Here is a 22,241-nt window from a genome sequence, read left to right as displayed (position 1 = left end):
TTTACATCATTAATTTTCACCATCCGGCATTCTGCTCCAAATTTCTTGTTTTTGTAATTTGGTCACTTGGTATAGGTCCATATTGCATATATGGAGCGAAAACCCGATTTTCTACATCAATCAGTTCATATAAAGTCCCCTGATATTTGATTCCTTTAGCTGTTTCATCCAATTTATTCCCCCAACGTCTGATATCCCAAAAGCGGAATCCTTCAAATGAAAGTTCGATACGGCGTTCATTCCGAATAATATCCCGTAAGTTGGACAAAGAATTCAAATATTCGTCTGATGTTTCTGTAGTTCCTCCTACTCCGGCTCTCTGACGAATAGCGCGTATTGCTTGCCGTGCTGAAAATCCGGCTGTATTGGCATTATCTGGGCCATAGGCTTCATTGGCAGCTTCGGCATAAATAAGGAACAATTCTGTATAACGGATTAAGGGACGGAAGTGCTGTCGTCCGGCAGCGGGATTAAGATTAACATCCTCACGCAATAACTTCTTCAAATAATATCCTGTACGAGTAGATGTTGTCAATACATTCAAACCATCTTTGGGGTCATCGACCGATGTATTGATATTCACATTTTTAAATTTAGCTCCGTTATATATCACATAATCGGTCAAACGTGGGTCACGTCCCGCATAAGGAGCATCTTCGTCATATTGGGAATTGGCTATATCGGTAATGGGATATCCATTTGCCATAGGGAACGCATCCACAAAGTTCTGTGTCGGATTTACCTCTCCATTTCCAAAAAGAGATGGTGGGAAATTTTGTGTTTCAAGATCATAATTGGTAACATAATTGGCTCTCCAAAGAATTTCCACATTTCTAGAATCCATATTTGCATCGTAGAAAAGATAATCGGCCAAACTCCCTCTGGTGGCAGTCATTTCAGCAATTCCGCCTACCTTTTCGATGAGCTGTGCCGCACATTTTGCAGCTTCTTTGCAAAGTTCTTGGTCATATTCACCTCCATTATAAGCCGGACTTGCCGCATGGAGGGCTACCCGGGCTTTCAAAGCTGTCGCAATACGAGAATCGATACGATTTTTAAATTTGACACCTTGTATTCTATCAGCAGTCGGGTCGGTATTGGTATTTTTATATTCTTCCGGCAGCAATTCGATAGCCAAATCCAAATCGTGCAAAATGTCCTCTACCGTTTGGCTATATGGGGGACGTACCAAATTCCACGTGCTCTCATTTTCAGGATCTACCATATCGGTCAAATAAGGAACTCCTAACATGCTCCCTGAACTGCTTTTACCACCATGTGCCATCAATAATTGGAAATGATAATACGCCCTCAGTGCATAAGCTTCACCGGTAATTTTATCATGTTGCAGTTTATCCCTTTCTTCACTATCGGGACTCCATTCTATGACATCGGCCAAAGACAACAACTTATTAAGATAAGCAATGGCTTCATAGGATGAATTCCATGTGGACATAGGGTCGTATAATGAAGACCACCCTCCAGAAACCATTTTTACATACTCACTACTCTTGTTATTTGTCACAGCATCGTCGGTGGCCACTTCGGAGAAGTCATAGCCAGTCGGTAAACCGGCATACGCTTTCATCAAAAGCCCGACTGCATAGGAAGCATCTTCTATCACCCTCTCCTCACCGTAAGTGTTGTCCAACTCCGGCTCAAACATATTACATCCTGAGAATGAGAAGGCCATGGATGCCGACAACAGACCTAATATTATATTTTTTGTTTTCATTACTCTATAATTCTTTTAGTGATTAAAACGATACTTTAAGACCTAAAGCATAATAGCGGAACTGAGGTTCACTACCAATGTTGAGCTGACGTTTTTTCACATCCTGAGCTGCCATCAGTAAATTAGATCCTCTCAGATACAGGCTTAAATCCCGAATAAATGTCCGTCTCAACAGCGTATTGGGAAAATTGTAGTTCAATTGTACACGACTCAAAGAAAAATAATCAGCTTTTCTCATCCAAAAATCCGACGTGCGGTTGTTGTTATCGTTTTGAGTGGAACTCAATCTTGGATACGTAGCCGTTGCAGCGGTTTCGGGAGTCCATCGGTTCCAAACTTCGGCCGAATATTTTTTATTTCCGTCTACCCAATAGTAATTGTTATTATAGATTATATCATGTCCGGTAGCTCCTTCACCCATAATGAATAACGAGAAATCTTTGTATTTGAACGTCAAATGGAGAGCTCCGGTAAAATCAGGGTTACTCTTTCCTATCATTACTTCGTCTTCTTCATCTACCACTTTATCTGAATTCTGGTCTATATAATGAATATCACCCGGTCTTACCGTACCGAACTTCTGTTCAGCTGCAGAAGCTATTTCGGCATCATTGTTGAAAAAGCCCAAGTTCTGCAATCCGAATATGGCATCTACCGGTTTGCCTTTGCGGTATTGATAAGCATTATTATAGACTTCATCCCGTACGACAACTTTAGAGCGAGCATACAACATATTGAGACCTGCCGTCAAAGAAAAATCGCCCCATTTTTTTGTATAGGATATTGCTGCATCAAAGCCCATATACCGATCGGCATTATAATTTTCATATGCAAAGAATGAGGACAGATAAGCGGGATAATAGCTATTTCTTTTTATCACTTGTCCATCATAGCGGGTCACAAAAGCATTTACATCGAATGTCAACGCATAATCGAGTAAAGCACCTTGTACTCCCACATTGAGGCTTTTCTTTTTCTCATATCCTAAATTATAGTTGCGAATACGGTTTACATCCAAAATAATATTACTGTAGTTGGCTGCAGGGTCTCCATAAGCGTACGAACCATTGGCATTATATGCATCGCGATACAGATAATAATCGAAATTCCTATCTGTGAGCAACACTCCACCAGAAGCTTTCAATTTCAAGAAGTCGACCATAGCGTCTTCATTCCAGAAATCACTGTTGCTGATAATCCATCCCAAGCCAAATGTCGGGGAGAACCCAATGCGATGTCCGGGAGCCAGCTTTATAGAATTGCTTAGTGCAGAGCTGAAATCGGCAAACAACAAGTGTCTGTAATTATAGGCTGCCCGTATCGCCAAATGGGCATATTTATCAAGTAATAATTGCCCATTGGCAGAATTTGTGCTATAATATCCAATCAAATTGCCCTCTACGTGATGGTCATCACTAAATGTCCGTTTGTAATCGAATCCTACATTTACGGCAAAGCGGCGCGACATACCTCCGCCCCCCAGATTCTGTACTCCTGTAACTTCATCTTTATTGATTTTAGTCACGGACGCAATTTTTCCCGTAGCATCATCCCATACCGGTTCGTAGATAGCATACGCATTGTTTACCGACTGGTCATAGCTGTTATACATATCCAATGCCAGACCGGCTTTCAATTTCAGGCCTTGAAGTAACTTATGCAAGTCAAACTCCAATCCGGCGTTTACTTGAGATGTACGTTGTATTGTTTGTTTATAGCCGCCCAGGAACAAATTTCCATATACATTATCCTGATATTGGCTTGTACCACCTAATACATAATCTCCATTTACCCGAGTGGCCGCCTCAACGACAGAAGGGTCGGCAAAGAGAGAAACCGGCAGTAAAGGTGCATAATATTGCGGCTGATAAGTAGCGGCAGCATTCCAGAAATCACCATTAGGTCCTTTGGCAATATCGATTATCATCGATGCATCGATATAACTTTTAATGTCATCCGTAATATTGAAATCGACATTTCCTCTTACGTTGAAACGGTTATTTCCTGCCCCGTCAACGTTTCCTATCTTATATAAGGAATTATTACTGGTCCAACCTACATTGGTATAATAGCGCGTTATTTTGTTACCGCCGCTAAACTCAGCAATAGCCCGCGTGGAACTACGAACGGAACGCAGGAATTCTCCTCCATAGTAGTCTACACTCGGATAACGATACGGATTTTCTCCACTTCGATATTTGGCAATAAGAGCCGGGTCATATTGTTCGTCCAATTCATCATTCCGCCTTGCTTCATTAAACAATGTCATATAATCGGCCGAATTCAGATATTCAGGATACGAAATTACCGTAGACAAGCCCTGCTCTATTTTTACATTAATCTGCCGTTTCAAGCTATTCCCTCTCTTGGTCGTAACCATAATCACCCCATTCTGAGCCTGAGGACCATACAATACCACAGAGTTGACATCTTTCAATACAGATATGGATTCTACTTCTTCCATATTGATGTTATCGGCACTACGAGGTAACCCGTCCACCAAAATCAAAGCATCTCCGTACCCCCGTATATTTGTATTTCCCATCAATCCTGAAGCATATCCTTTGAGCAAATCCTGCAATGTACCTGCTTGGTCATTTTTCATCACTTTATCCGGATGAATCAGTGAAACAGCACCACTCACAGCACCTTCTTCAACCGTTTTAAAAGGCATAATCACCTCGTCATTTTTACCAAACAGATAAGTAGTCTTATCCAAAACAAGTCCGTTCGTCGCATCGGGATTATCGAAAATTTTCGATTCATACCCTTCTGCTTCTACCAAAATAGAGGACAGGGGGGCAATCTTTATCGTAAAGCGTCCATTCTGGTCGGCAATAGCCCGCTTAGCACCTTCATTACCATATATCACAGCATTGGGTATAGGATTTCCCTGACTATCTTTCACATACGATTCGAGAACAACAGTCTTGGGTTTCTCATCCTGAGCCCAAACAATCTGAGGCATACATACGCCTGCCAACATGCAACCCACCATAAGAAGCCTCAGGCGATTATATATTTTAACTCTCATATTATGTATTTTTTCATTAGTAAAAAAATTTATTCGTTCACTCAGGAATGGTTACCACCCCGGATTTTGGTCGAAAGCAGGATACAGGTTCACATCTGCAGTCGGGAACGGCATCCAATAATGTTTCATTTCGAACACTTTCGTCAAATAAAGGCGTTTAGTAAAGTAAGTATGGTCCTTATCAAAATCCAGACAATATTTTTCCTTATATTTAGACAAATGTCCTACATACCAACGGCGCAAATCGTACCAGCGATGGTTCTCAAACGCCAACTCCACAGCCCTCTCGGTACGAATGGTTTCACGCATGGTCAATTTATCAGATGTATATTTATCGGTAAGAGGTTTTACTCCTGCCCTGATACGTACTCTATTGACAGCTTCTATAGCCGTAATACTATTGGGAATATCAGCAGGAGCAACATTTGGGCCATAAGCTTCGTTGACAGCTTCTGCATACATCAGGTAGACATCGGCCAGACGTACCTTCGGACAATTGACCCGGAATGTTTTCTGAAAACCGTCATCCATACCTCTACGAATCGGACGGAACTTGTACCAACTGTAACCGGAGTCGCTATTTCCGGACCCGCGATGACGTCCGCCTAGATAGAACTGGGCAATGTTGTCCCCTTTATTCACAGCATCTTCACTAAAAGCTATCGTCATACCGTCATAGATGATATCGGTATAGAAACGAGGGTCTCTGTTATCGAAAGGATGCATCTCGTCATATACTGCATCCGGGTCAGTTATAGGCAATCCGTTTAGATCTCCATAATATTCCACATAATTCTGAGTCGGAGACAAATGGTGTTCCCATCCACCGAAATTAGCCATCAAATCACCTGCGGTATTCCAAGCATTATCTTGAGAAGCCGAATTGGTAAAAATCGTCTCTTTAGTCCAAGGCTGTGTGGCATCGTTTTTGTAAAAGTTATTCGAACGTTCTTCCATAGGAACCAACTCATATATTCCTTGGTCGGCCAAATCGATGATTTTTGCAAAAGCAGCTGCCGCCCGTTTGCAATAATCTACATTGTAGTCATAATTTCCTGTCATTACCCCATTCATCAGCGGACTACCGGCATACAGCAAATTTTTACCTTGTATAGCCCAAGCAGCTCCTCGTGTAATACGACCGGTATTCTCACCTCCGGTAATCTGTCCGGTCTGGGTATCATCCCAATCTACAGGTAAAAGCGGTGCAGCAGCTTCCAAGTCCTGATTTATTCGTTCTGCCACCTCCCAATATGACAATCGGGGTTCCCTCATTACACTACCGGCATCTACCGTATAATCGATATAGGGTATTCCTCCCCAAGCGCGTAAGATTTCCCAATGAAAATAACCTCTGAAAAATAAGGCTTGCCCTTGAATCAGATTTTTCTGCTCATCAAGAGGAGCTCCCATATAGGGTTCGACCAATTGGTCAAGTTTATCCAAACACATATTGGCTTTACGTATTCCCAGCCAACCATAATTCCAATATCCACGTTGGGGATGGGAATTCCAGCCGCCAAAATCGGTCAACAGATTACTATTTCCCATGAAGACACTGTGGTTGACTCCATTGATACCATACCAATAATCTCCGTTATTGTCAAACACACCCATACGTTCGGTATGTATCCCGGGCAAGAATTCATCTCCCCAGTTCCAATTGTTCATTCCATCTATATCTCGATTGGCTATATCTACCACACACTGATACATATCTTCGGCAAATCCCTGAAATGTAACAAATTTTCTGAATACATCGTCTTCAGTAATTTCGGCATCTACGGCTTTATCGAGATAATCTTCACAAGAAGAAAACGCGATAGGCAAAACCAATGCCATCATATAATATAATTTTCTGATTTTCATAGTCATTACCTCGTTTAGAATGTTACATTTAATCCAATATTTACCCTCTTTCCTATAGGATAATTTGTAGCTCCTGCCCATTGAGAAACGCCTTGTTCTTTTTCTTCGGGTAACTTAGACCAGAATGCCAAGTTATTACCGCTTACCAGTATTTTCAAAGAAGACACCCGAAGGCTTTTTAACCAAGCATTTGTAAACGTATAAGATAGCTCAACATTTTTAAGCCTTAAATAGGAGGCGTCATAATAGGCTAAATTGCCTTGTTCACTCTGTGTCATCGTACGAGGAGCTTTCCAAGTAGCAGAAGGATTGGATGGAGACCAATAATCTCCGTATTGTTCAGGAACTACCGGAATAGATACCCCCAAATGGTTGATGAAATCATAACTGCGAACGGCATTGAATACTCCATAGAACTGGATCATAAAGCTAAGTCCCTTCCAATCGAATCCTCCCATGATATTGTATGTGTTCTGCGGCCGGTCTGTATAAGCCCATGGTGCTGCATCATAAACATCAATAATACCATCGGCATTGAAATCAATGATATCCAAGTCTCCCGGCAAACGATATTGATTGTTTTGGTCTGCTTTTGTACTGGCATACACATCATCCCAACTTTGCATATAGCCGGCTCCGATTTTCGTTTTTGTCTGTCCTATCTGGAATCCTGCGTTCTTGAGATAAGCAGGCATCAGTTCCGGGTCTTCCATAAATTCGACTTCATCTTTCGCATGTGTATAACTATAAGTGAGCCAATAATTCATTCCAAAACCGGTTTTGTGTTGGAAACGGAGTTCCACTTCAAAACCTTTCGTTTTCGTTTTTCCCAGATTTGCAGAAACCGGACTCGCACCAAAATAAGAAGGAACATTTCTCTGGTCAGCACTCATAAATATCTTATCTCTATCATCTCGGAATATATCCATTGTACCGGAAAACATTCCTCCTAATACGGAAAGTTCGATACCTAAATTCTGTTTCAGAGAAGTTTCCCATTGCAAATCGGGATTTCCTACCACGGATTCGATATATTGCGTATAAGGACTACCTACATTATCGGGACCGAATACAGCACTTGAACTACCCCAAGTCGGATCTGTATCGATTACCCACTGAGTCTGATATGCCCATCGGGGAGCATCGAAATTATCATTACCGGTTTTACCGATAGAGTAACGAAATTTCAACTTATCCAACCATGTCAAAGAATGCATAAATGATTCATTGGAAAGTACCCAACCGGCAGCCACAGAAGGGAAGAAACCGAACCGGTAACCTTTACCGAAACGTTCGGAACCGTTATAAGCCCCGTTTGCTTCAAACAGATAACGATTGTCATATCCGTATGTCACACGGCCTACCCAGTCTTCCCGATAACGAGGGAACATACTGCCCGAAGCGTACTCTTCACGATTCATAACAGCGGTAGCACCCACGTCGTGTTTCCCGAATGTGCGGGCATAGTTCAATTGTACTTGATAGAAAATGCGACGCATGGTACTCCCGACATTCAACCATTCACCATTGACATTTCCCGGAGATGGGACAAAGTCGAATCCTGTAGTTCCTTCATTAGGCGTAGGCCATTCTTGTAGTGTATAGGGGTCTATCCATAAAGATCTGGTCGAGCTTCCTTCAATGGTTTTGGTCGATGAAGAGCTGGTATCGAATGAAAAAGAACCTTGTACCGAAAGACCTTTGGTAATGAAGTCGAGATTTTGCTTCAAAATAAAATCTGTATTCACTTGTGAGGTATATTCATCCTTCACTCCATTAGTATTCAACCTTTGTACCGGATTATAAATTGTAGTATTGGGCTGATAATATCCCCAATCTCCATTTTTATGGCGTACCGGGAATGCTCCGGGAGCCGTATCATAGAATGCCCGGAAGAGGTCACCTTCATGGTCGGTATTGGAACCTCGTTTTATACCGAGCGATCCGGCCAGATTAATCGTAAATAGGGTAGATTTAGTGATATTGAAATCGAGATTCGTACGATAATTGTATTTGTCGTATGAGTACCGAGGCTTAGCGGACAGCCCTGTGTCCAAACCCGAATTCAACATATCACCCTCATTAACATAGGAGAAAGTACCGTAATACTTGGCAAACTTGGAGCCACCGCTTATATTCAGATTATAGTGTTGTGTAATACCGAAATCTTTGGTAAAGGCATCTGTCCAGTCGACATTCGGATATATATATTGGTCATCCTCGGTCAAGCGGTATCGATACCGGCTCAGGATAGACATCGGAGTATACAATCCCCAACCATTTTCGGATGCGGGAAGTTCCCGCTCTATACCTTCGTTTTGATATGCCAATGCATCATAGGCATCGAGCCTGCGGGTAATCTTGGGTAAAAATTTAAATGCAACATTAGCAGAGAAAGATAATTTGGTACGTCCTTCCTTCCCTCTTTTGGTCGTAATCAAAATTACTCCTTCGGCACCTTTCACACCGAATACGGCCGTAGCCGAAGCATCTTTCAATACGGAAATCGTCTCTACATCGTTGATATCGACATCACTCATTTTCCGCTCGATTCCGTCTACTAAAATCAAAGGCGAGGCATTGTTCCATGTCGACTTTCCACGGATGAGTATAGCCGGGTCATCATCTCCGGGTCGACCGGTGTACTGTATGGTGGAAACACCCGGAAGAAGGCCGGTGAGCGCCTGGCCTACATTGGTCAACCCTCCAGTTCTCTGCAAGTCGTCACCACTTGTCTGAACAATAGCTCCGACCACACTTTGTTTCTTTTGTTGTCCGTATCCCACAACCATCACTTCCTGCAATGCTACCTCTTCTTTTTCTTCCAACGATATTTTCACCGATATCCGTTTTCTAAGTGCGACTTCCTGAGGCTGCATTCCTACATAAGAAATCACCAGTACAGCATTGGGATTGCCTACCGTAATTGTAAAATTTCCATCGATATCGGTAGAAGTTCCGTTCGATTCATTCCCCTTTTCCCGAACAGCAGCTCCCGGTAATCCGACACCTTGTATATCGGTCACCTGACCTGTTATTTTAACTTTTTCCTGCTGGGAACTTGTATATTCCGATGCATCCGGAGATTCAGAGTTCGCATAAGACTTTCCACTGTAAAAGAACAGGGGAACCAGCAACAACCACCAAGGAATAGCAACCCCCAATGGCAAACGCAGATAATTCTTACATCTCATATTCACGTTAGATAAGGTTATACAATTATTTTATTTCTTAATGACCTTGCACACAAACAGGTCATTATCACTCACATGTTTTAGAAAATATAAACCGCTGGCATATTCTCCAAAAGAGATATTCCAAGGAGAGCTGTCAACTTTGCTCTGATAAACGACCTGCCCTCCCGCATCGTATATCGATAAGGAACCGTCTTCAATCCCCGACACGGTCAATTGCTCTTCTACCGGAACGGGGTATACGGAAATACTACCATTTGCTCTTACTGTCGAATGAGAGGAAGAGAGATTTTGATATTCCACCTCTGCTACTGAGCTATTTTCTTTCCCTGGTGATACAACCATAGCTTTCACTACGACAGTAGATTCTACTTTGACCGGAGCCGTATATTTTTTTGAATTCACCGTCGGTTCGGAACCATCGGTCGTATAATAAATTTCGGCATTCTCCTCTGCTGCTGTAATCCAGAACGTATCGTCAGAGTTTATCTTTCCTCCCGCAGGAGAAATGACAGGAGGTACCGCCTTTGTAGCAGGTAATTGACATTCTCCATAGATGATACCAACTCCACCTGTACCCAAATACACCCGTCCCGGACGATTCCGGTCAGCGCTCAATTGACGGGGATTATTGGACAATTGCATATTGTCGCTATTGATACGTGTCCAGTTTTCTCCATTATCATACGAGGCATACATTCCCCATACACCATCGAGACGTCCAAAAACATACACCACCGGAATGTTTCCGTCTAAAGGAGGCCCGACTGTCACGCACTTGGTAGAGGTAAAGCGTCCTACTTTGCGTAAAGTACGTCCCGAATCGGAGGAATACCGCAATCCGGACTGTCCTGTACTCAGCCAAAGCACACCTTCTTCATACGGAGAAGTCGTCAAATAATATGCCGGAGAACCAGCTTGTCCCGGGACTTGAGCTCCTTTCGTAAAGGAAGCTCCGCCATCTGTACTGATATACAACTGACCTGGTAAAGCCACATAAAATTTATCGCCATTTATACGGTCCGAAGCTATAAACCGACTATAATTATCCCAAAAACTACCATTTATGCTAAAAGCAGGCAACCCCGATGATTCTTTCATAGCCGTAGCCCCACCATCGAGCGTATATTTTAACTTTTGGTTACTCCCAGTCGGAGCCCAAATAAAATTATTTACATTTTTAGAGGAATATGCCATTTTTCCTGTCGTAGAAATATTTCCACCTACAGTCTTCCAACTTTTTCCACAATCGGAAGAGAGCGATATTTTAAAATTGGACTGTCCCCATCCCAAAGAACTCACCCGTACTACATACTCGGGATGAGCTTCGCAAAAATCGATACCGGTACTTTCCTGATTGTCATACCATACCGTTGGATAGTCTGTCAAAGAATAATGGGTAAATCCTCCGTTATCGGCACATCCCTGATACAATAAAGCATCATTGGAAGGAGAGATGATATCGAATACGACCAATTCTTCTACACCCCAAGGAACGGTCTCGAACAGAGGTTTATCCAATGAGATATCTTCACTTTTCCAAGGAAGATACCAATCTGTAAACCACAATTTATTCGGATAAAAAGGGTCCAACTTCAAAGAAGCCAATGCTGCTGCAAAATGACGATATTCGTACCATGGTACATTATTTTTGACTTCAGATTTACGGGCAATTTCATTCCAAGTATTTCCTCCGTCGGTAGTCCGGTAAATACGATTATTGAACCCCCCATTTTGTTCGGCAACGACCAAATGTTTCGGATTATGTATATCTACTGTAATAGCATTTATATCTTTCAAATCGGAATTAATAGCCAATCCCGACAATTTCACAGGTGTTTCACCTCTATTCCCTGAAAAAATTCCTTCTTGTGTTGTCACATACAACCGTCCCTCGGATGTAACAACAGCCTGACGCATCGACTTATTACTTAATATAACGGTAAATGTACGACCGGCATCTTGCGAACGATACACGTTATAAGAGTCTACCGCATACACGTAGTCGGGATTTTGCGGGTCGAATACCACACATCGTACTCCCAAACCTTCGGAATCCGGATTTATCGAAGCCACTTTGCTCCATGTACTGCCTCCATCATCGGAACGAATCACTCCATCTTGTCTGGTACCTGCAATAATTACTTTTCCTCCTTCGGCCGGTTGTACAGCGATAGGCTCTCCAATCCATCTGTTATTTTCATTTCCTCCGCACTTTGTTTCATATAGCTGACGCCAAGTTTTTCCCTGGTCATCTGATTTATAAACTCCCGAGGGAAAATCGTTCCATAAATACTGTCCCAAAAGTGCATAAACTTCGTTTACATTAAAAGGATTTAAAGCTATACCGTCACAACTCCATAACTGCATATTTTCTACGGGAATCCAATTCATCAACTGCTGCCAATACGGCCGTTCGTTCTCACTTGTTGGCGGCTGATATTTATATACACCGCCCACATCTGTCCTCGCGTATATCAGGTCTTTCTGAGCCGGATGGGTAACAATTCCTGTCAGAAAGCCCCCTCCTCCTAAAGGAAGACTTTGCCATGTAAATTCCTGAGCAAAAGTCAGAGGGAATATATACATGAATAAAAGTAAAATTGCATTTTTCATTATCTAAATATTTGATTCTAAAAACGAAAATTCTTAGCACTTATAGAGATTTTAAAAAATTCAATGCTCATGCCATATCAGAACCTGATACGGCATGAAGGCATTAAATCATAACCACACTACACTTATAAATCCTAATTGTTTTTAATAAACTTAATTACTTGGTCTTTGATTTTTACCATATAGAACCCCGGAGCAAGTCCGGCAATGGAAACCATATTTTCAGAAGTTCTCAATACTTCTTGTCCGTTTTCATTAAAGATAGAAAAACCGTCAGAAGGATTGTTCACCACTTTGAGCAAACCATTTCCCTGAACCAGATAAGCACCTTTTTGCTGAATGGTCTGAATTCCTGTAGGAGTAGTTTCCGGCTCAGGATTATCGTCGGTCAGATATACATCATCCAACCCGATTCTGGAAACCTCAGCCTCTGAAGATTCCACTCCATTTACCTGGAAAAATATCTTTGCACCTGAATCGCCCTTTATCAGCCCATTTTCTGCAAAGTTCAGTCCCAAATCCATAAAATCGGACATATATAAATCGACTTCATTCCATTGTTGCCCTTCAGGTAACATAGAACCCGGAACTGTCACTTTATAGTAAGTACTCAAATTATCTACAAAAGCGATTTCAATATCTTTATTTGCCTCTTTTTCGGGCATAATAGCTAAATGGAATCTCCAATCACCCGTTACAAAACTAAAATCTACTTCAAAACCTTGCTTAACTGCATATTGATAACCGAACGGGCCTGTACTCGGAGAGTTTGTCCAATAACATTTCCACGGACCTCCCCAAAAACCACCTTCTGCCACATCACCCGGACCTACCATGTTCATAGCCCAAAGGTCTACCTTATTCCAATCTCTACGATAATCGTAACAATGGTATAGGTCGTTGGGTAACTCGGTAACACCATCCTGACCATAAACAATGTAAATACGTTTTTCCGCCCAAGCAGGAACTGTCAATAAAAAGGAAAGAGAAATTAAAAGAATATTTTTCAGTTTCATGACTTTATTTAATTTAAGGTAAAACTTATTACAAAAAATAATATGAATCGAATGCCCTTTTTTTTGATATTAGCTCTCCTTATAAGAAAAAAGGGTTAAAGAACCATTACAAATTCTGCTCATTTTTCTTTTCAAGAGAAGTACGTCAAAAGCTTATTAATAAGGTTTTCTTTTTTATTTATTCGATGCAGATAATAAACTTTTTAGATAAAAAGCGTATATATTTTGCTTTTACCAAGAAGACAAATCAATGGAATATCCGCTATTTGACATACTCTCTTTGAAAAGAATAAAATTTTTATGGAAACGTTGTATTTACTTTTTTACGAACTTAATGGATTGATTACCAGCTTTTACAATGTAAACACCTGCAGCTAAATTTTCGATGGAAGCTACATTTTCGGAAGATTCAAGAATCATGTTTCCACAGATATTATAAATAGCAAATCCTGTTCCCGGATTGTTTACCACCTTGATAACGTCACTGCTCATAGCCAAAGCGATTTTCTGTTCTTTTTTAACAGATGCAACACCGGTCTCCCCTCCTTTCCATATTTCAAATTCTTCAGGATTTTCTACAGTTTCATAATCAGTCAAATAGATATCATTATACGCAATTTCTGTAGGACCCACTTCTATAGGCGCTGCGCTGCCAAAGCTGAAAAATATCTGATTTGTATATATTGCTTTTGAAAAGTCCAAGCCTAAATCAACAAAATCAGACATATTTACATCAATCGGGTTCCAACCCCAATCGTCCAAAACATAAGTATCTTTAGGCACCATATAGGTAAATTCTTTCCCTTCATTATCATAAAATGTTATATTGAGATCACAATTATGTTGCCAAAAGCGAGTATCCATGTGCAATACCCAATCTGCCGTCACACCCGACAAATCGAGAGTACCGGCTCCTTCCATAACATTAAAAGTATATTTAAAAGCTTGTCCATTACCATTCGGCCAATAATTGGTATACTCATTCACATCACCGGGACCTGAACCACCGTCCATCCATCCGTTCACAACTTTTTCATCTTTTCTCACATCAAACTGATAGTCTGCTTCACCGGGAAGGTCAATATTCCTGTTTTTGCCATAAGCAAAATAGATACGAATTTCGGCAGAAACCGGAACGGCCATCAATACTGCCAATACTACAGAAAGTAATGTTTTCTTTTTCATGATAAAAACTTTTTAAATTGGTTAAACAATGATTATATTAATAATATATGAAACAAATATAAAATATTGCTTATAAAAGCATGTTTTGTCTTGTTCCGAAAATGTATTCATACGTACAAATCACTAATATATAATAAATTATAAGACTACTTTTTGGCTATAAGGTTTACTATTCACCTCTTACTTCAGAGATGAATAGTAATATTGAGCCCAAATATGACTCGGATTGAGCTTGAGTGCCTGAGCAAATTCTGCCTGAGCCATGCTTTTTTCATTATTTCCCAAAGCAACTAAACCTAAGAGATAATGAGTTTCGGCATTTTGCTTGTCAGTATCCAAAGACTCTCCGAATTTTGAAAAGAAATCGATGTTTCCCGATTGTTTCATCCTGCCTTCCGCATACTTCTTCAATTTGCCCAACAAGTCTTTTGCTTTTTCAATTTCACCTAACTTCTGGCAGGCAAACGCTCTATAATAATAGAGAGAAGAAACCCCGCGTTGAGGATAAGCAACCACCTGCTTGTAGCAAGAATCGGCATTTACTTTATCTCCCATTTTTTCATAGGCCATTCCCATCAGGCAATAGGCTTCAGGATTTCTTCTTCCATGCACAGGTTCTCCCACTTCAAGGTTATCAGGATAAAGGCTTCCAGCTTCAAAATCTTCCAAAGCCGATTTATAAGACTTTTTACTCATCTTTTGCAAGCCGCTCAATAAACATGCATCTACATATACCGAATGGATATCTCCCCCTCCTTCCCATACATGGAAATGACGATTCTTCAATATTTGCAATGCCGGTTTATATTTTTGGGCGATAATATAAAGTTTAACCAGCTGAGCAGTAGCATCATCTCTTTTCTCTACTGTTTTCCTATTTTTTTCAAGAAGGGCCAACCGTTCTTTAACCGGTTTTAAAATTTTGTCATATATCAAATCCAGCTCATAAAAATAGCGAGGATCGGACGGATTTTCCTTTATTGCTTTTTCGTAACAGGACGCAGCCTGACGTAGGTCATTGTCACGCTCATGTGCAAATCCCAAGTTACGCCATGCCTGGGATAATGAAGGTCGTATATCGACAGCACGTTTCCACTCTCTTACGGCTTCTTCTTTCCGGTTAAAGAAATAATAGAGGTTTCCCAAATAATTGTGTCCAAAAGCATCGGCCGGATTATTTTGCAAAGCAGTATTCAGTATATCAACTTCTTCTATTCTAAAGGGGAAACAATAATTATCGGGTAATGCCGCAGCTTTTGCAAAAGCTGTTGTCGCCGCCTGAATATTTCCTTTTTTCTGTTGATAATATCCCAAGTAATAGCCAGCCATAGGATGTAGGTCTTCTTGCGACTGTAAATACGCACTTAATATTGAAATAGCTTCATCGTATGCACCCATATTGCCATAAGCAGACGCCATTTCTAAAACATTTTGCGAAATATTCCCCATGTAACGTCCTTGCTCATTTAATAATTGCCGGCTGAAACTTCCGGATAAAAATGCCTTTTCAATGTTACCCATACCATTTAATTTGTCGACAATATCTAAAGCCGATAATACAGCGGAAGCTTCACTGACTTTACCCAATTTGCGCAAATAATAAGCTTTAGATACTAAAGCCAAAGGATTTTCAGTATTTGTTTTCAAAGAGTTTTGTACCATTTCCAAGGCTTTTTCATAGTCATTTTGAATGGCTGCAATCTGAGAAAGCGCATAGAATGCCGCAGTCTGGAACTCTTTCCGCCATGTAGCTTTCCAAAGATAATCTGTGGCTTCTTTATATTTTCCTTGTTGCTGGAATACTATACCTAAATAATAAAGAGATTCGGCATCCTTGGGAGATGTATAGTTTTTTGTAACCCGGGCAACAGCTCTGCTTAAATACTTTTCGGCTTCGGCAAATTTCGCTTCTTTTGCCAAACGGATACCGATTACTGTATTGACACGCGAATCCATCGAATCACGCTTCAAGGCTTCCCGATAATAATCCATTGCATCCAATGTTGCGTTGTGGAACTGCTCTATGCGCAATCCTGTATTATAGAGTTCTTCTATTGTTTTATATTCGGACGGATGACGAGGTACTTCTACAGTTTCCGGAAGGTCTTTAGGTTCCAATACTTCTTTCCGATACGACACCAATTCCGTTCCATCGCTTTCTATCAATTCTACCAAAATATCTTCATCTCTTGTAGTAGAAGGGACATTTACTTCCGCAGCAAAAGGAGTTTTCGGGTCTATATCGATACTTTTTTCGAAAATAATTTTTCCAGCATTTTTTACCCGGGCAAGAGAATGAGGATAACAAGATGTCGTATTAAAGGCAATTTTTATCTTATCGGTAGCTATACGCTCGATATTCAACGCCGCATTTTTATTGGCAGCCTTAATACCACCCATTTTTATAGCCGGATACCAATATTGTTTAAACGTTTTTGTTTCACCGGGAGCTATCCAACTATAATCGGGCTGGTTATCTGAAAATGCACCAACCATCAGTTCCAGATAATCTCCATCGATTTCCGTCAACATTTTGTTCCACATTTCGGCTTCTTTGTTATTTCCCCACAAGAAGAATTTCTTTCCCCCCACAACGTGATGATTGGCTACGTGTACGGTTCCGGCATCTTTTCCATAGTCATATCCGCCCAAAAAGTCATCGTCAAAATTCCATGCAAAAATAGATGCTGAATTGGGATGATTTTTCCACCAACTCAAATCGACTCCGGTACGATCCAATCCTCCGTAATGGCTTTTGCCTACGGGCCAGTCGACAAATTCGTTCTTGGCATGTTGGACTCCGAACTGGGTTTTCGGAGGGAATATCACTTGATAATCTTTATTACAATGTACCGATACATTCGCCCAATAAAGGAATGATTGGATATAAGGTGTCTGATTGAATATATTGACAGTGGCCTCTATATATGACTTATCGGGAAACAATGTAAGACCGACTTCCCATTTCAGACGATGACGCAATTCCGTCTCTCCTATCCAAAGTGTTTTACTTCCGTCGGCATTGTCCACCATACGATAATCGACCGGTAATTGAGAGGAAGCCCGATGATGGTGCGGGATGTTCCATTCCACTCCTCCCGACATCCAAGCACCAATCATCCCAATGAGGGCGGGCTTTACCACATGCTGGCGATAAAAGAAATCATAATTCGTGGCCTTGTCAAAAGCCCATAAAATACGTCCTCCTAACTCGGGCATCGCACATAACTGTGTATATTGGTTCTCCAAAATCACAGAACGATATGTCTGGTCATGCCGATGGTCGGTCATGACATCATACATCGGATAAGGGTATACATGCCCTTGTGCTCCCTGATATGTGCGACCTGTAAAAAAGTACGGATTAGGATCGGCCGGGGCAACATCATAAGTAGGTAATACCAACGGTCTCTCTTCCAATATTACTTGTTTTTGCGAAAAAACCGCCCCTCCGCTTAGGATACACTCTAAAAATAAAAATAATGTAAATCGTAATCGTTTCATGGTAATTGTTTTTTGTATATCAAAAGTAACAGATTACCTATGTCGAGATGTACACTATTATCTCTTTAATGTATAATATAATATCTTATTTACAGGTCAAACTGCTTCCGTATCGAATAAAACAAGGTATTTACATTTTTCAATGTGCTATCTATAATTTTTTCAGAAGCGTCTTTTACAAATGCCGGCTTGTACTTTTTTTCGACCAACGGCAGTTCTCCTGAAATCATGGCACCACTCATATCTTTATTTTTGTTTTTTTCAAATTCACTCGGCTCGATATAGCTAATGTCATGGAGTTTGACGATACATAAATTATTTTGATATTCAAAACTGAGTGTATATTTCATGTATAGTGAAAATGTCAGCCATGTAGACCTCACGATATATAGATAATCGTTTATTTCACATGAAAAAGTTCCTGTTTCATAGTCACTTTTGACATCTTCGATATGACGTTCTTGTGTCTCAGCCGTATTCACCCAATAATAAATCATATTCCTGATTTTTTCTTTATCTGAAGAAGTTAAAATCGTATCGGCAAAAACGACTTTTCCACTTTCATCCACCGGAATCTTGTCAAATTTCATCTCATCACCACCTTGTGCAAAAGCAAACAAAGGAACAAGCACAATAAAAAGCATCCACTTTTTCATATAAAACATAATTTAAAATCAAATTTCGCTTCTAATATATCAATAAAATTTGAATATCGGTTATTATATCATCGAGTTTCTGCTATCAACAACCAGTCGTTTCCCCTACCTGATGAAGGAGGGATGATTGTTTGTATACCAGATGTCCCGACAGGTGCTGCATCGGACCATTCTCCTGTACGAGGATTTAACCAACTCAATTTCATTCGCTGTACATCACCGGCCTTATTGAAATTTATTTGTCCTTTTTCTCCATTCGGAAAGTATATCCAAGCAAATCCTTCTCCCCTCAAAGCAACAATCTTATGTTTCGGGGATGTATTTCCGGATACTATCATACTCTGGTCGGGAGTACGGGAATCCCAATCGAATCTTTCCATTAAACGACGAGCATGTATCAAATCAAAAGCTCCGGGTAAATTCATCGATTTTTTCCACGAACCTCCACGTGCAAAGCTTATCGGTTCTCTCTCCGGTGTTAACATCTGCCAAATGTCGTGACATCCGTACGTGTGTCCAAAAGCTCCCGACAACAGGCTCCAATACATTGCTTGACGCACGTCCACATCATCGAACCATCCATACTCTTCTGGTTTCCAGCAAATCGGATGATTCTCATACCGAGGTTCTCCGTCGATACAAGGTTTCACCGGGACAAGCTGATAATCCCTGACTATAATTTTTTCAAAAATCGAATAGTCCATTTGAGAATGGCCTGTCTGTGCCATGTTAAAATCGAGCCATTCGGAAGTATGGAACCACTGGGAAGATGAACACTCTCCTTGAGGATGAAACGTTATCAAATGATTTTTATCTGATGTCCGCAATCCTTTACCGAGAGCATCCCAAACCGGAAAATTCTCACCGCCCCCCAAACGGTCTCCCCCATTTATCCAAATTATATTTTTGAAGTTCCGATACCTCTCACCCAGCCACTTTCCATACCGGAAAGCGTTATCGGGATTAAAGATAACGGGGCCTATTCCCCATTGCTTATTATTTACTTTATCACCCCAAGTAGGTAACAATCCTATATATAACCCTTTCTTCCCGGCCATACGTATTACCTTGTCTACCCACTTGAAATAGCTCTCATTCGGTGTATCGGGATTATTATTTATCAACGGGAGGTTCCCATTCATATCGGGGACTGTCAGTCCGCCATATTCTGCCAGTATTACAGCCTGAATTACCGTAAAACCTTTGGCTCGACGATTTTCCAAATATTCTTCTACTTCTTCTTCATTCAGCCGATGGAAAAGTTCCCATGCCGTATCTCCGATGTAGACAAAGGGGGTACCATCTTCATGTACAAGATAGCGCCGGTTCTGAGAAACTTGCAATTTCCCATGTTTGAAATTTACGGATTTCCCTCTCCAGACATCTTCTTGTACATATACATCACAAAGGAAAATCCCGGCAAACCATATTATGCATCCTATGATATACTTTATATTCATTTCAATATTTTTTATAATTAGTTATCGGTTATATTTTCAGTCCATTGTGATAACGGCATATTTTTTCCTGAATCATAGGTACTCCCCTCGGGCAATAGATATACGGTAAAGTGTCCGGTTGCTCCGGCCGGAACTTCACTCTCAAAGCCTACTTTGACTGTGCCTGCATTAGAGGCGTCATAGGCATTTGGGGAACGGGTGTCCCATGTCTGTAACCGTACAGGATATTTGCCGACGACTTTCAGGGTGAGTTTCTTCCCGGATTGTTCCAGTTCTATCCGGTCTTTTTTTATCTTTTTTACTTTGGCGGGCGTCAGCATCGTCCATCTTATGGTGGAGGGTGTATCTGCAGGTGCCGAGATTTCGTCGCGAACCATGACATATTTTTTATCTACCAGGGCAATGCCTCTTCTGCAGGAGGATACGGTGGTTGCGTAAACGGATGACAAATCACATACGGCACTCATAAATGTTGTGTCATGGGTGGTGTGCTCTATCGGGGCATAGCCCGATACTTGCTGTAACTCATTGTTGATGGTCAGGGTATTATGGGAGTAATTGTTGTATCGGTAGACTTGCCAGCGACTCGATTCCTGTGTCATGGACCAGAGATTGATGTTCCGGGATTCCAATGATTCGTAATCTTGTTTGCCCAGGTCCATGGCCCAGCGGACTCCGCCTGCATCCATGACAAAGCTGCCGATATCCATGTGGGCATGGTTGCTTGACGGGCTGCCGCCTTTGATGGCCACGTATATGGCTTCGGGGGAAGTCCAGCTCGTTCGCATCATGGAAACAGGGGTTCTTCCTCGACCGGTCCACATGAGTGCGTGCGGTGGGGTAATGCTGTCTATATTTACATCGGCTCCCCACAGTAATGCCAGGGGTAAATAACGGTTGGCGGTATTGTATTCCCGATGGGCTTCTGACAAATAGTTTTTTTCTGTCCACAGCAAGGACGGGTCTTTTTTCTTATCGGCAAACCAGAACATGGCTGGAGCCAAGCCGGCTTCTTCTCCGCAGTCGGAATAGTTGAAGCTCCGTCCCAAAGGGCCTGCCATATGTTGATAGAAACCGGCTGTTTGTATGAAGTTTCGTCCCAAGCTTCCGGTGATGTCTTCTCCCAAGACCTTGTTCAATGCGTCCAGCATCAGGACGTTGTTGGTGGTCCCGTATTCCCAATAGGAGTATCCTTCGGGATAGGCTCCGTCGGGTTCGTATTCTTTCATGGCGAGGGGCAAGGAGCGTAACGCCCGGAGAATGATGTTTTTATTCCATTCTTTGTCTTCTTCATAGGTGGCCAAGGCTCCGAAGGTCATACCGGCGTTGCATACCTGGTTCCAATTGTTTTCCGTTTTCAGAAACCAATTGTACGATTCATCGAATGAGGGCCGCAGACCTTTGTCACGAATGGCTGCTCGTATGATTTTTTTGGAGTCTTCCGGTAATTCCTTGTACAGCCAGTCGTAACCGATGGAGACTCCCAGGGTCATTTCGGCCACGTCCAGAAAATGGGACGGGTTCCAGTCTGTAAAACGACAAACTGCTATCAGTTCTTTTTCTGCGCGCTGCAGATATTTCTCTTCTCCTGTCATCCGGTAGGAGTAGGATAAAAAGAAGATGCGGCGAAGGGATTCCCGGGAGACATCCAACAGCCGCATGCCTATTTTTTTCCTTTCTAACGGGGGACGTGTCAACAAATCGTCTCCGGCTGATATAATGGACTCATGGATTTGACGCCATGTTGCAGACTTGTTTATCTTTTCCATCAACGCTTTTTCTTCTCCTTGTTGCATAAGTAGCCGCGGATGAGAAGGCAGTGTATCTAATTTCTTGCTTATCCCGGACTGGGAAAAGCCGCTAAAAATCACCACTATCCCCAACAATACTGAGGTCAACCATTTCTTTCTCATGAATAATTATATATATAACCCTTATACTCAATTATATTTTCTCCGAAGGAAGAACTTTA

General features: G+C 41.5%; 11 protein-coding genes. All 11 read right to left on the bottom strand.

From position 1 onward, the window contains the following. Positions 1 to 16: 16 nt before the first annotated feature. The 11 genes from Cop2CBH44_RS02155 to Cop2CBH44_RS02105 all read right to left on the bottom strand — a co-directional run bounded on the left by Cop2CBH44_RS02155 (position 17) and on the right by Cop2CBH44_RS02105 (position 22,182). Entirely contained in the window at positions 17 to 1,735 is a 1,719-nt protein-coding gene (locus Cop2CBH44_RS02155) for a RagB/SusD family nutrient uptake outer membrane protein (protein WP_021929856.1), read from the bottom strand. Between the two features lie 22 nt (positions 1,736 to 1,757). After that, positions 1,758 to 4,769: a SusC/RagA family TonB-linked outer membrane protein gene (locus tag Cop2CBH44_RS02150; RefSeq protein WP_021929855.1), complete on the bottom strand. Its 3,012-nt coding sequence runs from the start codon at positions 4,767 to 4,769 to the stop codon at positions 1,758 to 1,760. 51 nt (positions 4,770 to 4,820) lie between these two features. Then, positions 4,821 to 6,614, bottom strand: a complete 1,794-nt coding sequence (locus Cop2CBH44_RS02145) for a RagB/SusD family nutrient uptake outer membrane protein (protein WP_200755466.1) — start codon at positions 6,612 to 6,614, stop codon at positions 4,821 to 4,823. A gap of 38 nt (positions 6,615 to 6,652) precedes the next feature. Next, positions 6,653 to 9,832, bottom strand: a complete 3,180-nt coding sequence (locus Cop2CBH44_RS02140) for a SusC/RagA family TonB-linked outer membrane protein (protein ID WP_200755465.1) — start codon at positions 9,830 to 9,832, stop codon at positions 6,653 to 6,655. Positions 9,833 to 9,862: 30 nt separating this feature from the next. Next, a complete protein-coding gene (locus tag Cop2CBH44_RS02135; protein WP_200755464.1) occupies positions 9,863 to 12,448 on the bottom strand; it encodes a chitobiase/beta-hexosaminidase C-terminal domain-containing protein in 2,586 nt (861 codons plus the stop codon). Positions 12,449 to 12,582: 134 nt separating this feature from the next. Next, on the bottom strand, positions 12,583 to 13,464 hold the full coding sequence (locus tag Cop2CBH44_RS02130) for a T9SS type A sorting domain-containing protein (RefSeq protein WP_200755463.1): 882 nt from the start codon (positions 13,462 to 13,464) through the stop codon (positions 12,583 to 12,585). A 315-nt stretch (positions 13,465 to 13,779) separates the two neighbouring features. Beyond that, entirely contained in the window at positions 13,780 to 14,649 is an 870-nt protein-coding gene (locus tag Cop2CBH44_RS02125) for a T9SS type A sorting domain-containing protein (RefSeq protein WP_200755462.1), read from the bottom strand. A 180-nt stretch (positions 14,650 to 14,829) separates the two neighbouring features. Beyond that, positions 14,830 to 18,153 carry a DUF5107 domain-containing protein gene (locus tag Cop2CBH44_RS02120; protein ID WP_200755461.1) on the bottom strand — a complete coding sequence of 1,108 codons (3,324 nt, stop codon included), beginning with the start codon at positions 18,151 to 18,153 and terminating at the stop codon, positions 14,830 to 14,832. Between the two features lie 89 nt (positions 18,154 to 18,242). After that, the gene (locus Cop2CBH44_RS02115; RefSeq protein WP_021929848.1) at positions 18,243 to 18,809 is read right to left on the bottom strand and encodes a DUF4468 domain-containing protein; all 567 of its coding nucleotides are present in this window, start codon (positions 18,807 to 18,809) and stop codon (positions 18,243 to 18,245) included. A 68-nt stretch (positions 18,810 to 18,877) separates the two neighbouring features. Continuing rightward, positions 18,878 to 20,269: a glycoside hydrolase family 140 protein gene (locus Cop2CBH44_RS02110; protein ID WP_200755460.1), complete on the bottom strand. Its 1,392-nt coding sequence runs from the start codon at positions 20,267 to 20,269 to the stop codon at positions 18,878 to 18,880. Between the two features lie 17 nt (positions 20,270 to 20,286). Continuing rightward, positions 20,287 to 22,182 (bottom strand): heparinase II/III domain-containing protein, encoded by a 1,896-nt coding sequence (locus tag Cop2CBH44_RS02105; protein ID WP_200755459.1) that lies wholly within the window; start codon positions 22,180 to 22,182, stop codon positions 20,287 to 20,289. Positions 22,183 to 22,241 lie beyond the last annotated feature (59 nt).

This window comes from Coprobacter secundus subsp. similis (genome assembly GCF_015097275.1).
GTDB lineage: Bacteria > Bacteroidota > Bacteroidia > Bacteroidales > Coprobacteraceae > Coprobacter > Coprobacter secundus.
The sequence above is the reverse complement of the archived record's forward strand: the minus strand, read 5'-3'. Positions and strand labels throughout refer to the sequence as shown.

What these genes read in the sequence shown, in the direction of transcription:
- Cop2CBH44_RS02130 (WP_200755463.1), bottom strand. Translation starts at nt 13,464, where the DNA reads ATGAAACTGAAAAATATTCTTTTAATTTCTCTTTCCTTTTTATTGACA.
- Cop2CBH44_RS02140 (WP_200755465.1), bottom strand. Translation starts at nt 9,832, where the DNA reads ATGAGATGTAAGAATTATCTGCGTTTGCCATTGGGGGTTGCTATTCCT.
- Cop2CBH44_RS02135 (WP_200755464.1), bottom strand. Translation starts at nt 12,448, where the DNA reads ATGAAAAATGCAATTTTACTTTTATTCATGTATATATTCCCTCTGACT.
- Cop2CBH44_RS02125 (WP_200755462.1), bottom strand. Translation starts at nt 14,649, where the DNA reads ATGAAAAAGAAAACATTACTTTCTGTAGTATTGGCAGTATTGATGGCC.
- Cop2CBH44_RS02105 (WP_200755459.1), bottom strand. Translation starts at nt 22,182, where the DNA reads ATGAGAAAGAAATGGTTGACCTCAGTATTGTTGGGGATAGTGGTGATT.
- Cop2CBH44_RS02120 (WP_200755461.1), bottom strand. Translation starts at nt 18,153, where the DNA reads ATGAAACGATTACGATTTACATTATTTTTATTTTTAGAGTGTATCCTA.
- Cop2CBH44_RS02115 (WP_021929848.1), bottom strand. Translation starts at nt 18,809, where the DNA reads ATGAAAAAGTGGATGCTTTTTATTGTGCTTGTTCCTTTGTTTGCTTTT.
- Cop2CBH44_RS02150 (WP_021929855.1), bottom strand. Translation starts at nt 4,769, where the DNA reads ATGAGAGTTAAAATATATAATCGCCTGAGGCTTCTTATGGTGGGTTGC.
- Cop2CBH44_RS02155 (WP_021929856.1), bottom strand. Translation starts at nt 1,735, where the DNA reads ATGAAAACAAAAAATATAATATTAGGTCTGTTGTCGGCATCCATGGCC.
- Cop2CBH44_RS02145 (WP_200755466.1), bottom strand. Translation starts at nt 6,614, where the DNA reads ATGATGGCATTGGTTTTGCCTATCGCGTTTTCTTCTTGTGAAGATTAT.
- Cop2CBH44_RS02110 (WP_200755460.1), bottom strand. Translation starts at nt 20,269, where the DNA reads ATGAATATAAAGTATATCATAGGATGCATAATATGGTTTGCCGGGATT.